This is a genomic window from Streptomyces sp. NPDC045846 (assembly GCF_056431605.1).
The window spans coordinates 149395-163339 of the sequence record NZ_JBWKKJ010000015.1 but is presented as its reverse complement, the minus strand read 5'-3'; the positions used below and the strand labels follow the sequence as shown (position 1 = coordinate 163339).

Annotated in this window: 11 protein-coding genes; 7 read left to right on the top strand and 4 right to left on the bottom strand. The window is 70.0% G+C overall.

Translation table 11 applies throughout. The features are described from left to right. Positions 1–335 precede the first annotated feature (335 nt). From AC07F3_RS34170 to aspT (AC07F3_RS34155), 4 genes are all read right to left on the bottom strand, one after another. Positions 336–467, bottom strand: a complete 132-nt coding sequence (locus AC07F3_RS34170; protein ID WP_479118468.1) for a hypothetical protein — start codon at positions 465–467, stop codon at positions 336–338. A gap of 85 nt (positions 468–552) precedes the next feature. Beyond that, complete coding sequence (locus AC07F3_RS34165) at positions 553–2202, bottom strand: bifunctional aspartate transaminase/aspartate 4-decarboxylase (RefSeq protein WP_479118467.1); 1650 nt, start codon at positions 2200–2202, stop codon at positions 553–555. 34 nt (positions 2203–2236) lie between these two features. After that, positions 2237–3940: an aspartate-alanine antiporter gene (gene aspT, locus AC07F3_RS34160; protein ID WP_479118466.1), complete on the bottom strand. Its 1704-nt coding sequence runs from the start codon at positions 3938–3940 to the stop codon at positions 2237–2239. Positions 3941–3942: 2 nt separating this feature from the next. Then, positions 3943–5628, bottom strand: coding sequence for an aspartate-alanine antiporter (aspT, locus tag AC07F3_RS34155; protein WP_479118465.1), 1686 nt, complete (start codon positions 5626–5628; stop codon positions 3943–3945). Between the two features lie 370 nt (positions 5629–5998). Between aspT (AC07F3_RS34155) and AC07F3_RS34150 the strand changes: the two genes are divergently transcribed. The 7 genes from AC07F3_RS34150 to AC07F3_RS34120 all read left to right on the top strand — a co-directional run bounded on the left by AC07F3_RS34150 (position 5999) and on the right by AC07F3_RS34120 (position 13803). After that, a complete protein-coding gene (locus tag AC07F3_RS34150; RefSeq protein WP_479118464.1) occupies positions 5999–6988 on the top strand; it encodes a hypothetical protein in 990 nt (329 codons plus the stop codon). Between the two features lie 679 nt (positions 6989–7667). After that, positions 7668–8927: an NAD(P)/FAD-dependent oxidoreductase gene (locus AC07F3_RS34145; protein WP_479118463.1), complete on the top strand. Its 1260-nt coding sequence runs from the start codon at positions 7668–7670 to the stop codon at positions 8925–8927. Continuing rightward, the gene (locus AC07F3_RS34140) at positions 8924–9700 is read left to right on the top strand and encodes a DUF1365 domain-containing protein (protein WP_479118461.1); all 777 of its coding nucleotides are present in this window, start codon (positions 8924–8926) and stop codon (positions 9698–9700) included. Before AC07F3_RS34145 ends, AC07F3_RS34140 begins: the two co-directional genes overlap by 4 nt. Continuing rightward, entirely contained in the window at positions 9697–10971 is a 1275-nt protein-coding gene (locus tag AC07F3_RS34135) for a class I SAM-dependent methyltransferase (protein WP_479118460.1), read from the top strand. The genes AC07F3_RS34140 and AC07F3_RS34135 overlap by 4 nt, the downstream gene beginning before the upstream one ends. Further along, entirely contained in the window at positions 10971–12263 is a 1293-nt protein-coding gene (locus tag AC07F3_RS34130) for a class I SAM-dependent methyltransferase (RefSeq protein WP_479118459.1), read from the top strand. Before AC07F3_RS34135 ends, AC07F3_RS34130 begins: the two co-directional genes overlap by 1 nt. Next, positions 12260–13087: a DUF1295 domain-containing protein gene (locus tag AC07F3_RS34125; protein ID WP_479118458.1), complete on the top strand. Its 828-nt coding sequence runs from the start codon at positions 12260–12262 to the stop codon at positions 13085–13087. Before AC07F3_RS34130 ends, AC07F3_RS34125 begins: the two co-directional genes overlap by 4 nt. Then, positions 13084–13803: an alpha/beta hydrolase gene (locus AC07F3_RS34120; RefSeq protein ID WP_479118456.1), complete on the top strand. Its 720-nt coding sequence runs from the start codon at positions 13084–13086 to the stop codon at positions 13801–13803. Before AC07F3_RS34125 ends, AC07F3_RS34120 begins: the two co-directional genes overlap by 4 nt. The last annotated feature ends 142 nt before the right edge of the window (positions 13804–13945 follow it).

Genomic DNA, 13945 nt, shown 5'->3' with positions numbered 1-13945 from the left:
CCCCCCGGATGTGCTCGACAGGCCACGGCCCCGCTGCCACGCCGTCGGGCACGCGACCGGCCCGGCCCGAAGGCTGGTCGCCGCCCCCCCTGCCGCCCGCCCCTGGTTCTCGGGGGCCGAAGAGAGGAGTCTTCATGCCGGAGTTGGCCATGCCGGCCACCGTCTTAGGGACGGCTGGGTCGCGAGCCGCTGGACCGTCGCTGGCTCCGGTACACGGCGGCCCGTGAGCCTTGCTGCCGCGCTTGCTCTGCCTCCGGCTGTATGTGAAGCCCACGGCCGCAGGCGCGGCAGCCCCGTCCGGATGGGTGAGAACCCCGAGGCCGGGACGACATCGCCTAGGCGGCGCAGCCGCTGTGGAGCCAGGGAGCGGACGCGGACGGCAGCCCGATGGTGTGCCAGCGGTGCGGCGTGCGGACGGTGAGCCACGTGGCGTCGGCCAGGAGCCGCCTTCCAGCTGTATCCGTCAAGGCGGCACTGTGCGTCCTGGCGCCCCGTGAGGTTCACGCCCCCCTCCCACCCGGGGTGGCGGGAGGAGAAGAACGGGCCTTGCCGTCAGATGCGGGACGTCCGCCACTCCTCCGCGTAGTCGTTGAAGATGGCCCGCAGATGGTGGCCGATCTTGAGGTAGTCCAGATCGTCGAGGTTGGCGAGCGAGACCCGCACCGACCACTCGGGCCCCTCGAAGCCGCCGCCGTTCAGCAGCACCACACTGGTCTGCTCGGCGAGCCGGAACAGCGGGTCGACCGGCTCGTAGTTCTTCTCCAGGAAGACCGCGAAGTCCTTGCCGTGGACCCGTTCGGCCTCGGCGAGCAGATCGAGCTCGATGTAGTAGCCGGCCCGCTTCGGATCATCCGCGATCTTCATCTGGGCTCCCTCCAGCAGGAGTTCGAGCCGCTGGTTGACGATCGCGCGGATGCGGTGCTTGTAGGCCTGGCCCTCCTCCAGGAGGTCGAAGAGCGAGAACAGGGTCATCATCACCTGCTGCGGCAGCGAAAGGCCCGCGGTGTGGTTGAGGGCGACCTGCCGCGAGTCGGCGACGAGCCGGTCGATGAACCGGATCCTGGACGGCTCCAGGCTCAGCGTCCCGTATCGCTTGTCCAAGCGCTCCTTCTCGGACTGCGGCAGCGCGGCGATCAGCTCGTCGATGACGTTGTCGTCGTGCAGTCCGATCACGCCGAGCCGGTGCCCCGTGCAGCCGTAGTGCTTGGAGTACGAGTAGACGAGCAGGGTGTTGCGCGGCACTTCGGCGGCGATCGAGCGGAAGCCCTCCACGAACGTGCCGTACACGTCGTCGGTGACGATCAGCAGGTTCGGGTTCGGCCCGGCCACGATGTCCTTGATGTGCTGGGTGACCCGGTCACTCAGCGCCAGTGAAGGCGGGTTGGACGGGTTGACCAGGCACACCAGCTTCACGCTCGGGTCGGCGAGCTTGGCGACCTCCTCGGCGGGATAGCGCCACTCGCGCACCCCGGTCTCGGTGAACAGGCTCGCCTCGACGCGGACCACGTCGAACTCGTAGGTGTCGAGTTCGGGGATCTCGATGTACGGCGTGAACACCGGGACCATCAGGGCGATCCGGTCCCCCTTCTTCAGGACGCCGTTCTTCATCAGGGAGTCGAAGATGTAGCACATGGCCGCCGTGCCGCCCTCGGTCGCGAACAGCGACAGGTTGTCCTGCGGAGGCCGCTTGTCGAACATCTCGTCGGCGAGGTAGCCGCGCACCACCGTCTCGGCGTGTGTCAGCATCCGGTCGGGGACCGGGTAGTTGTCGCCGATCGAGCTGTCGGTGAGTTCGTGGACGAACTCGTCGCGGTCGAAGCCGAACCGCTCGACGGCGTACGCGATGCACCGTTCCAGGAGTTCGATGCCGGGCAGGTCGGGGTGCTGGCGCACATAGGTGTCGAAGCGGGCGGCCGCGCCCTGCTTCTCGGGCATGCCGCCGAGGTTGTCGGCGGTCCACACCCGGCGGGATTCCGAGAGGGCGAAGTAGCCGAGCGCGTAGAAGGCCTCGCGGGGTCCTGTGGCCACCCAGTTCGGGTTGCCGCGGCCCGCGTTCAGCATCTGCCGTGCCGACTTCTCCTTCTGGCCCGGCTCGTCCGCCTGTACCGCCTGGGCGATCTGGATGAACTTGTCCTTCAGCTCGAACGGCGAGAGCTGGGCGAAGGACTGGATTTCCTCGCGGGTGAAGGTGGTCTTCGGCACGTTACTTCCTTACGTGGGTGAGCAGCTGGGCAGGTCAGTGGTTGAGGAGGATGATCACGGCGCCCCAGATGGTGAGCAGGACGTTGCTCATCGCGTAGGGGATGGTGTAGCCGAGGGTGGGAATCTGCGATCGGGACGCCTCGTTGACCGCGCCGAACGCGGCCGTCGTGGTCTCGCCGCCGGCCAGGACGCCCATCAGGATCGGGAAGCGGATCTTCTGGATGTAGTGGCCCACCAGGAAGCCGGCGAGCAGCGGCACGACGGTGACCACCACGCCCCACAGGAGCAGGGACCAGCCCGCGGTGGACAGGCCGCTGGTGAAGCCGGGGCCCGCGTTGATGCCGACCACCGCGATGAACAGACAGAGCCCGAGGGTGTCCATGAACCACTGGGCGCCGGGCGGGACATTGCCGTACGTCGGATACTTGGAGCGGATCCAGCCGAAGACCAGACCCATGATCAGCGCGCCACCTGAGGTGGAGAGCGAGATCGGCACCCCGCCCGCCTTGAGGGCCGGGATGCCGATCAGGGCGCCGAGGAAGATGCCCAGGCACACCCACACCATGTCGGTGGCGAAGCTGGTCGGGACCGGCTTGCCGATCGCCTTGCCGGCCGGGCCCACCAGGCGCTTGGGTCCGGTCAGGATGAGGGTGTCGCCGCGCTCCACCGGGGTGGAGAGCCGGTAGGGGAACTCGGTGCCCGAGCGGTACAGCTTGTCGACGTACACCCCGACCATGAAGGGCTCCTGCCGCAACTCGCCGATGGTCTTGCCCAGTTGGGCCTTTTCGGAGGCCACCACGTGCAGGGTCTCGGTCTGGTAGCCGAGCAGTTCCACGTCGTCGCTCTCGCCGCCGATGTGGGTGCGGGCGTCATAGGTGACGAGGTCGCCGCGGATCGCGCTGATGGCGACGGTGTCGCCCGCGTGCAGGACCGTCTGCTGGTCGTGCTGGAGGACGATGCCGTCACGCCGCACCGCGGTGATGTAGACGCGGCGGCCGAGTTGCTTCTGCTGCTGCTCGAAGTCGTCGATGGTGCGGCCCACGATGTCGGGGCGCTCCACCGTGTAGGCGCGCAGCACCACCTCGTAGTAGCCCGCGCCGAGGTCGGGGTCGTCGCCGGGCGCGTCCAGCTCCTTGGCGAGCCTGGCACTCTCCGCCGCCAGGTCCTTGCGGTAGAGGCGGGGCAGCACCGAGGCCAGGAGCAGCGCCGCGCAGACGGTGCCGAGCGGGTAGCAGACCGCGTACCCGATGGCGACGAGGTTCTCCTCGCTCTTGATCTGGGCGGGGCTGAGGCCGGGCAGGTTGCCGATCGCGTCCTGGGCGACGCCGATGACCGCGGACTGGGTGAGCCCGCCGCCGAGCAGCCCGGCCGAGAGCCCGGGCCCGTACCCGAGCATCGAGGCGAGGCCCCAGGAGACCAGCAGGCCGGTGACGCAGACGACCAGCGCGTTGGCGACCTGCGGCAGACCGTCCTTCTTCAGACCGCGGAAGAACTGCGGGCCGACCCGGTAGCCGAGCGCGAACAGGAACATCGTGAAGAAGAGGTTCTTCACGGTCGCGTCGATCGGCACCTTGAACTGGGCGCCGAGGAACAGGCCCACGATCAGACAGCCGGTGACAGCGCCGAGCCCGATCGCCTTGTAGCGGACCTTCCCGAGCAGGAAGCCGAGCGCGATGGTGACGAACACCAGGAGCTCGGGGTGCGGATGGAAGATGTTGCGGTCGATGAAATCGATCATGTTCAGGCTCCGAGGACGCCGACGAGGACCGGGCCGGTCAAGGGCAGCAGGAAGTTCGAGAGCGTGTACGTGATGGTGTAGCCGAGCATCGGTACGGAGCTCTGGGCGACCTGGGTGATGGAGGTGATGGCGGGCGTCGAGCACTGCTGGCCCGCGATGGCGCCGATCAGGAGCGGCTTCTCGATCTTCAGCAGGGCACGCCCGACGACCAGCGAAAGCGTGGCCGGGATCAGCACCATCGCGATCCCGGCGAACGGGAGCAGCGCCCCGTACTGCTTGAGCAGCGGCCAGGCCTGCGGCCCCGACACCAGGCCGGTGCAGGCGATGAAGACGGCCAGGCCCATGTCCTTGAGAGTGGTCGCGGCCTGGGGCGGGAACGCTCCGAAGGTCTGCTTGCGGGAGCGGAACCAGCCGAAGACCAGACCGGAGATCAGACAACCGCCGCCGGTGCCGAGCGAGAGCGGGATGTCACCGGCCCGGACCACGACCTGGCCGAGCAGCGAGCCGCAGACGATGCCGAGGCCGAGGTAGATGAAGTCGGTGGCGTCGTTCTTGACCACCGCGCCGATCTTCGCGACCAGTTTGTTGAGGCCCGACCGGGCGCCGACCAGGGTGAGGACGTCACCGCGCCGCAGCACGGTGTCCGGGTTCGCCGGCAGATGCTGATCGTTGCGGATCACATCGGTGACGTACACGCCTTGTTTGATGAACTCCGGGTGGGTGTGCTGGAGTTGGTCGAGGCTCTTGCCGTCGGCGGACCTCTCGGTCATCGCGACCTGTGCGGTGGCCAGGGGCGAATCCAGGCCCGGAATGCCGGACGTCTCGGGGCCGATCTCGCGGCCCGCCTCGATGGCGTTGGCCCGCCGGCCGACCACGAGCACGAGGTCGGACAGGGTCAGCTCGACCCCGGGTTCGGGGGAGAGGGCGCGGCTGCCGCGGCGCAGCGCCTCGATGGTGATCCGGCCGCCGAGCGAGGACTCCAGGTCGCCGATGGTTCGCCCGTCGGCCGTCGTCACCAGATAGGTACGGCCCACCAGGCCGGGCAGCGCCTCGCGCTCGTCGGCCTCCAGACCGTGCTCGCCCCCGCCGCCGCGCATCTTCTCCCACAGCTGCCGCGATGCGTCCCGCAGGTTGATGCGCAGCATCATCGGCATGATCTGGCTGGTGTAGATGACGATGGTGATGAGGCCGAAGAGGTAGCAGACGGTGTACGCGGTGGCCACATGGCCCTGGTAGTCGCTGACCTGGGCCGCGCTGAGGCCGCCGAGTTTTCCGATGGCCTCGGTGGCGGTGCCGACGACCGCGGACTCGGTGGCGGCGCCGGCCAGGATGCCGGACGCGGTGCCGACGTCGAGCCCGAAGGCCTTCGCGAGGCTGAAGGCGATGCCGAGCACACAGACCAGTTCGATCAGGCACAGCGTGAAGAAGCGCAGGCTGCCGCGGTTGAGGTTGGCGAAGAACTGCGGCCCCGCGAGATAGCCGAGCGAGAAGATGAACAGGGCGAAGAAGACCGTCTTGACGTCACCGGAGACCTGCACCTTGGCCCAGGCGCCCATCAGGAGCGACACGATCAGGGTGCCGCAGATGCCGCCGAGCGTGATGGGCCCGGCCCGCAGCTTGCCGACGAGGTAGCCGAGCGCGAGGCAGAGGAAAAGGGCGAGCTCCGGATGGTCCTTGAGGATGCCCATCGCGGGTCAGCCGAGCCGCGAAGCGCGTGAGACGTTCAGGACGACCGTGTCGCATATGCGCATAAGGGACATAAGCGCGAAATTAACAGCGGCCCGGCACGACGGCATCCCGGTCCGCCGCCGTGCCGTCGCCCCGTACCGATCCTGCCGGGGCATCAGGCTCCGGGCGCACGGCGCGATTCACCCGTTCGGGGCGGATCCGGGTATGGGCGGGTGCTCGGAGAATCCCATGTCGTCGTAGTGCGGTCGGTGCCCGCGCCCGGACATAGAAATGGTCTATGACGTCACAGGCCGTTTCGGGCTACTGGTGCTGCTACAGGGGGGAAAGGGTGGACTGGTCCAGTGATCATCTCTTGAGATAGAGAGCACAGTGCACCTGAGAAGAACAATCCTGGCCGTCGCCGCCGGTGTGGTGGCGCCGGCCTCCCTGTTTGGCACCGCTGCCGCGGCGGCGGACAGCCCACCTGCTGGGCTCTCCCTGCCCGACCGATCGGCAGGGGAGGGAGAGGAGGAGCGGAACCCGGACAGCCGGAACGGGGATGCCCGCGAGGGAGTGACGGTTTCCGTGCGGGGCGTCCCGGACGCGTTCGTTGCGGGCGGGCCGTGGCAGGAGCTCACGCTGGTGGTGGACGCCGAGCCGTCGAGCGCCGACCGTGAGGTGACGTTCATGATCGTCGATGGCGACCTGGAGCTTTGTGCCCGTCACGCCGATGTGCAGGTCGGCGGAGCCGGTGGATGGCGTGACGTGGCCTCCTCGGGGCCGTCGCACACCACGGTGCACTTCGCACTCGTGGTACCTGCGGGTACGACTGAGCTGCCCGTGCGTGTTCGGTTCCACGACGACGCACCCACCGTGGACCCTTTCTTCATAGGAGCCGCCGACGGCATCAGCCTGGAGTCCCCCTGGTACGCGTCGAGGATCATCCGCCCGACCGATCCGGGTGGTGATCCCGGTGGTGAGGAGCCGACTGATCCGGGTGGTGATCCCGGTGGTTCGGGCGATCCGGGTGATCCTGGTGGCGAGGACCCGACCCAGCCTGGTGGATCCGGTGGCGAGGGCCCGACTGATCCGGGTGGCGAAGCCGGGACAGCCGAGCCAGGGAAGTCGGCCGGTGGAGGTGCCGAAGGTATCGGCGACGGCGACCGACCGCAGCCGCCGGGGGGCAAGCCGGTGGTGAGTGAGCACACCGTGCCTCTCGCCGCTGCCGACGAAGCCAATGCCGCTCCGTCAGGGCAGCTGGCGCACAGTGGAGTTGACGCCGCGACGCGGTGGCAGATTGGCGCGGGCGGAGCGGCTGTCGCGCTGGGCACGGCCTTGGCCGTCGGCGTTGGCCGGCACCGCAGGCGTGCAGCTGGCTGAGTCTTCGAGGTGTGGGCGGACGCGAGCTCACGAACTCGCGTCCGCCGCAGGCCAGGCACGGGGGAGGAGCTCGTCAGATGTGCAATGACCGTAGGCGACACGGTCACTTGACTCGGTGACCACTACGCCCCGCCTGCGCGACGGGTCGGCTGCGGGGGTATGCGCCGCCCCCAGGGCTTCTGCCGCGCGATCGGTGCGGCCCGCCTGATCATCCCGCTGCCGCTCGGCGGCGGACATCGGCGCTGCTGCTGCGCGACCGAGCTGGATGACTTTCAGGCCTACGAGAAGCTGGCGCGCCCACCAGCCCGAACAACAGGACCCGCACCTCGCGAGCGGTGTCGTCGGTGATCGCGCCGACCTCCCGCGGCGGAGCGCCGATTCTTCGGAGACACTCCACAGCCCGGCTCTGGGGCGACTGCCTTGTGCGACTCCAGGCCGGAGGGGCAAGGCTGGGGTGCCCCCCTGCCCACACGCTGCGCCCGGCGGGACGGCCGGATCCGTCCGCGAGGTGCGTGGGCAGTGCTCTGGCCTTCCTCTGCCCCGTTCGTCCGGCCGGGCCCGGCCGGACGTCTGAGCTGGTCTGGCGGGGGTCCGCGGCCCGAGGCTTTGTGACCAATCCGAACCGCGCACGGCGCCGAATCACCGTCGACACAGCCCGTCGGGCTCGGAGGAGGCAACGGTGGAGCGGCGACAGATAGCCGTGGTGGGCGGCGGCGTGGCCGGGCTGACCGCGGCCTACGTGCTGCGGCAGGCCTGTGACGTGACGTTGTACGAGGCCGACGACCGGCTGGGCGGGCACGCGCACACACATGAGCTGAATCGGGGTGGGGGGAGGACGGTACGGGTCGACAGCGGGTTCATCGTCCACAACGAACGCACGTACCCCCTGCTGCTGCGATTGTTCCGGGAGCTCGGGGTGCCCACCCAGGACTCCGAGATGAGTATGTCCGTGCGGTGCGACGGGTGTGGGCTGCAATATGCCGGCGCCCGGGGGCCGGCGGGGCTGTTCGCTCAGCCGCGCAGTGCCGTACGGGGCCGGTACCTGCGGATGCTCGGCCAGGTGCCGGCTTTCCACCGCGCCGCGCGTGCCGCACTGGTGTCGGACCGCGAAGGCGAGCTGACTCTGGGCGAGTTCGTGGCTCAGTGCGGTTTCACGCCGTACTTCGTGCACCATTTCGTCACACCGCTGGTGTCCGCCGTGTGGTCGTGCGCCCCCGACATCGCCATGCGGTACCCGGCCGTCTACCTCTTCCGGTTCCTGGAGCACCACGGGATGCTGTCGGTTCGCGGAGCACCCACGTGGAAGACGGTGACCGGCGGTTCGGTCGAGTACGTCAGCAGGGTCGAGAAGCAGCTCACCACCGTGCGCACCGCGACCCCGGTGCGCGCCGTGCGACGGGAGCCGGGGCGGGCGCGGGTGGTCACCGCCGAGGGGGAGCGCACCTACGACGCCGTGGTGATCGCTGTCCATCCCGATCAGGCGCTTCGGATCCTGGCCGACGCCACCCCCGACGAGGCCCGGGTGCTCGGGGCCTTCCGGTATTCGCGCAACCACACCGTGCTGCACACCGACACCTCGGTGCTGCCCAGCGCCCGCAACGCCAAGGCCTCTTGGAACTATCGGATGCCTTCCTGTACGTCCTCCGCGGACAAGGTGCAGGTCAGCTACGACATGAGCCGGCTGCAGCGCCTGGCGGGCCCTCAGCCGTATCTGGTCACCCTCAACGCCGACGGCCTGATCGACCCGGGCCGGGTGCTGGCGCGTATGACCTATGAACACCCCGTCTACACACGGGAGTCGGTGGCGGCGCAGCGGCACCTGCCGGGGCTGAACACCCCCGTGACCGTGTACGCGGGCGCGTATCACGGCTGGGGCTTCCACGAGGACGGCTGCCGGTCCGGTGTCCGGGCCGCCGCTGCTCTGGGGGTGCCCTGGTGACCGCTCCCCTCCTGGACCCGGCCCTCGACCTCGGCGCCCGTACTCCGTGGGCACCCGCCCTTTACACATGCGTCGTCTCCCACGCGCGGACCGTTCCGTTGCGGCACTCCTTCCGCCGGCGCACTTACATGTGGCTCGTCGACCTCGACGACCTGCCCGTTCTGCCGCGGGTGCTACGACCGCTGGCCCGCTTCGACGCCCGCGACCACTTCGGTGGCGGACAGGCCTCACTGCGGGGCGGGCTCGACCAGTTCCTGGCCGCACGCGGCATGCACCTGGACGGCGGCCGGGTCCTCATGCTCGCGCACGCGCGCGTCTTCGGGTATGTGTTCAACCCGCTCACGCTGTACTGGTGTTACGGCTCCGGCGGAGGCTTGCGCGCCGTGGTGGCCGAGGTCCACAACACGTACGGCGAACGCCACTGCTACCTGCTGCGCACCGACGATCAGGGCACTGCCTCGGTGGCCAAGGAGTTCTACGTCTCGCCGTTCTTCCCCGTCGACGGCGCCTACCGGATGCGCCTGCCGGTGCCGGCCGCGACGCTTGATCTGAGCGTGCAACTGCGCCGCGGCGGCGAGCGCCCGTTCACCGCCACCGTGCGAGGCGTACGCACCAGGGCCACGCCCGGCCGACTTCTCGCCGCGGCGCTGCGTCACCCGTGGTCGACGGCCGCGGTCTCGATCGGCATCCGCCGGCACGGCGTGTGGCTGTTCCTGCGCCGTCTTCCTGTTCAACCCCGACCCCGCCACTGTCCCCAGGAGGGCATGAAGTGAAGGCCGCTGTCTCGTACACCGACGACCGGAGCCCGACCGCCGCACCGCGGGTGGGCACGGACGCGTCCCGGTGGCCCGATGTCGCCCGGGTGCCCCGCAGTTCGCCGGTGCGCGCGCGGGTGGCCGAACGGATCGTGCGGCGGGCGCTCGGCCGACTGCCCGTGCGGGTCGAGCTGGGCGATGCGCCCCGCACCGGAGACCAGGGGCCCCTCATCACGGTGCACGACCCGCAGGCGTTCTTCCGCCGCGTCGGCACCGGCGGACTGATCGGTTTCGGTGAGTCCTACATGGCGCAGGAGTGGGACACCGACGACCTGGTCGGCCTCCTCACCGTCCTGGCCGCGAACGTCGCCTCGCTCGTCCCGCGTCCGCTCCAGGGCCTGCGCGGCCTGTGGGCGCCGCGCCGCCCGGTCCCGCAGCGCAACACCCTGCGCGGGGCACGGGCGAACATCAGCTGCCACTACGACCTGTCCAACGACCTGTTCGGCCTGTTCCTCGACGAGACCATGACGTACTCCGCGGGCGTCTTCCGCGGCTTCCCCGCACAGTGGTCGAAGCTGGCCGACGCGCAGCACCGGAAGATCGACGGACTGCTCGACCTGGCCCGTGTCACCGAAGGGACCCGTCTGTTGGAAGTGGGCACCGGATGGGGGGAGCTCGCCCTGCGCGCGGCCGCGCGCGGCGCCCGGGTGAAGACCGTGACCCTGTCCCGGGAGCAGCGCGCCCACGCCACCGGGCGCATCGAAGCCGCAGGCCACGCGGACCGCGTCAGCGTCGAACTGTGCGACTACCGGGAGGTGACGGGGGAGTTCGATGCCATCGTCAGCGTCGAGATGATCGAAGCCGTCGGTGAGGAGTACTGGCCCGTCTACTTCGACGCGCTGTCCGGCCTGCTGGCCCCGCGGGGACGGATCGTGCTCCAGGCCATCACCATGCCGCATGAGCGCATGCTGGCCACCCGCGACACCTACACCTGGATCCAGAAGTACATCTTCCCCGGCGGCCTCATCCCCTCCGTCGAAGCCATGGGTCAGGCAGCCGGCGCGGCGGGCCTCACGACGGTGTACGACGACGCGTACGGGGCCCACTACGCCGAGACCCTGCGGCTGTGGCGCGAGCGCTTCGTTGCCCGGGGCGAGGAGGTCGCGGCGCTCGGCTTCGACGCCACCTTCGCCAGAATGTGGGAGTTCTACCTCGCCTATTCCGAGGCCGGCTTCCGGGCGCGCTATTTGGACGTACACCAGTTGGTGCTGGCGAAAGCAGGTGTGTGATGAAGCCGTTGGCCTCCCGTCTCGCCGAAGCTGCCCAAGGGTTCCTGGGGGAGCTGCCGGTACGGCTGCGCGCCTGGGACGGCAGCGAGACCGGACCGGCCCAGGCACCCGTGGTCGTGCTGCGTTCTCCGCGCGCTCTGCGCCGGCTGCTGTGGCAGCCCGGTGAACTCGGCCTGGCCCAGGCCTACATCGCGGGCGACCTGGACGTCGAGGGAGACCTCACCACCGCCCTGAGCGCCACATGGCGCGCGGTCCGCGAACGCGTGCCGAACCCCGGCGGTCAGGCACCGCACCGGCACCTGACCGCTGCCCTCACCGCACTGCGGTGCGGAGCCGTCGGCCCGCGCCCGCCCGCCCCCGGAGCACCACAGGCCCGGCTGCGCGGCAAACCGCACAGCACCGGCCGGGACCGGGCAGCGATCAGCCACCACTACGACCTGTCCAACGACTGGTACGCGCTGCTCATGGACGAGTCCATGGCGTACTCCTGCGCCTACTGGACCCGGCCCGACGACCCGCACTACGGGCTGGCCGACGCACAGCGCGACAAGCTCGAACTGGTCTGCCGCAAGCTGGCGTTGGAGCCGGGCGCGCGCCTGCTGGACGTGGGCTGCGGCTGGGGGAGTCTGTCCCTCTACGCGGCGCAGCGCTTCGGTGCCCGCGTCACCGCGGTCACCCTGTCGCGCGAGCAGCACGACTTCGTCGCCGCGCGCGTCCGCGAGCGAGGGCTCGAATCGCACGTCAAAGTACACCTGCGGCACTACCGTGAGCTCAAGGGCGCCGACTATGACGCCGTCTGCGCCATCGAGATGGGCGAACACGTCGGCGAAGCTCAGTACCCGGACTTCGCCGCCCGCCTCCACGGCCTGCTGCGCCCCGGCGGCCGGCTGCTGATCCAGCAGATGTCGCGCACGAAAACCGCCCCCGGCGGCGGTGCCTTCATCGAGGCCTACATCGCCCCCGACATGCACATGCGGCCCCTGGGCGAAACGGTCGCACTGCTGGAGAACGCCGGCCTCGACGTATGGGCCGTGGAATCACTGCGCGAACACTACGTGCGAACGATCGCCGCCTGGTACGCCACCCTGGAAGGGCGCTGGGCGGACTTCGTGGCCCTGGCCGGGCAGGAGACGGCCCGCGTCTGGCGCCTGTACCTCGCCGGAGGCGGCCTCGCCTTCGCCGAACGCCGCATGGGCGTCGACCAGATCCTCGCGGTACGCCCCGGGGCGGACGGCACGGCCGACATGCCCGCCGCCTTGCACGACTGGTACCGGCCGCAGGAGACGTCATGACCGGCTTCGCTTGGCACGCCTTCGCCGAGAACCTGGCCCTGACGGCCGTCACGGCCCTCGCCGTAGTCCTCGTCACCTTCGCCGCCGCGGTGGTCAAGGGGCTGCATCGCATCGTCGACATCGCGTGGGGCCTCGGCTTCAGCGCGGTGGCCGTGGTCACCTGTGCGGCCTCCGCCGGCCAGGGCGAGGATGCACGGCGGCTCCTGATGACGGCTGCGACCGTGATCTGGGGGGTGCGGCTGGCCGCCCACATCGCCTGGCGCGGTCGCGGACACGGCGAAGACCGCCGGTACGAGCGCATGCTGGACAGAGCCCCCGGCAGCCGGAACGTCTACGCGCTGCGCATGATCTACCTCCTGCAGGGCGGCCTCATCTGGCTCATCTCCCTGCCGGTCCAGGCCGCCCAGTACACCCGCGGACCCCTCGCGGTCACCGCCGCCATCGGCGGTGTGCTGTGGGCGGCCGGACTGGCCTTCGAATCGGTTGGCGACCACCAGCTCGCCCGGTTCAAAGCCGACCCCGCGCACGACGGGCAGATCATGGATCGAGGACTCTGGGCGTGGACCCGCCACCCCAATTACTTCGGAGACTTCCTCGTCTGGTGGGGCCTGTTCGCCCTGGCCTGCGGAACCTGGCAGGCCGCGGCCGTCTCCGTACTGTCCCCGCTGCTGATGTCGTTTCTCCTTACGCGCGGCAGCGGAAAGCGCCTCCTGGAGCAGCACATGAAAGACCGCCCCGGATACGCCGCCTACGCCGCACGCACCAGCGGTTTCGTCCCCCTGCCACCACGGCGTCATCAAACCTCGACGGAGGCACGACCATGACCCCCTCGCGCAAGGACGCCGAGCCCCGCAAGCCGACCCGCCCTCGCAGTGCTGGCGACGACACGCCGACCGCCTCGCGTCCGGCCCGGTTGATCGTGCGCGCGGCGCCCCCACAACCCCGAGCCGCCGTGCTGCTGCTCCACGGAGGCCGCGCCGACGACCTGGCGCCGCCGCCACGGCCCGACCTGGCCGCGCTGCGCATGCGATTCTTCGGCACCGCGATCCTGCGTGCCCAGCCTCGGCACACCCTCCTGCTCGCCTCGGTGCGCTATCGCCGCCGCGGCTGGAACGCCCCGCACGCCGACCCCGCCCACGACGCCCTCGACGCTCTCGACGAGCTGGGGGCCTTGACGCCCCGCACCCCCGTCGTCCTCGTCGGCCACTCCATGGGCGGCCGCGCAGCCCTGCGCGCGGCCGGACACCCCTCGGTGAGCGGCGTCGTGGCCCTCGCGCCCTGGTGTCCTGCGGACGAACCCGTCTCCCACCTGTGCGGGAAGACGGTCGTGCTGCTGCACGATCCGCACGACCGCGTCACCCGGGCCGACCAGACGTGGGCCTTCGCCCGCCGCGCAGGAAGCCACGGGGCAACCGTGCGCACGGTGGCCATGACGCGGGGCGGCCACACCATGCTCCTCGGAGCCAGGCACTGGCACCGGCTGGCCGCCCAGTTCACCCATGGCATCCTCGAATTCACGCAGCGACCTCACCTGGCATGACGGTCCGGTACGTCCCGCAACGGGTGTGTATGTGTGGGGCCGCAGCACCGGGCGGGGGACGGGACCCTCAACGAAGTGCCCCCGCTGGTCTCAGCTTCCAACCGTGCCCTCGACGTCCTTCAGGTCGTACTGCGCTAGGGGC

Bases quoted from the DNA above. Each gene is read 5' to 3' on its own strand.
- aspT (WP_479118466.1), bottom strand. From the start codon at position 3,940: ATGATCGATTTCATCGACCGCAACATCTTCCATCCGCACCCCGAGCTC.
- AC07F3_RS34125 (WP_479118458.1), top strand. From the start codon at position 12,260: ATGACCGGCTTCGCTTGGCACGCCTTCGCCGAGAACCTGGCCCTGACG.
- AC07F3_RS34120 (WP_479118456.1), top strand. From the start codon at position 13,084: ATGACCCCCTCGCGCAAGGACGCCGAGCCCCGCAAGCCGACCCGCCCT.
- aspT (WP_479118465.1), bottom strand. From the start codon at position 5,628: ATGGGCATCCTCAAGGACCATCCGGAGCTCGCCCTTTTCCTCTGCCTC.
- AC07F3_RS34130 (WP_479118459.1), top strand. From the start codon at position 10,971: ATGAAGCCGTTGGCCTCCCGTCTCGCCGAAGCTGCCCAAGGGTTCCTG.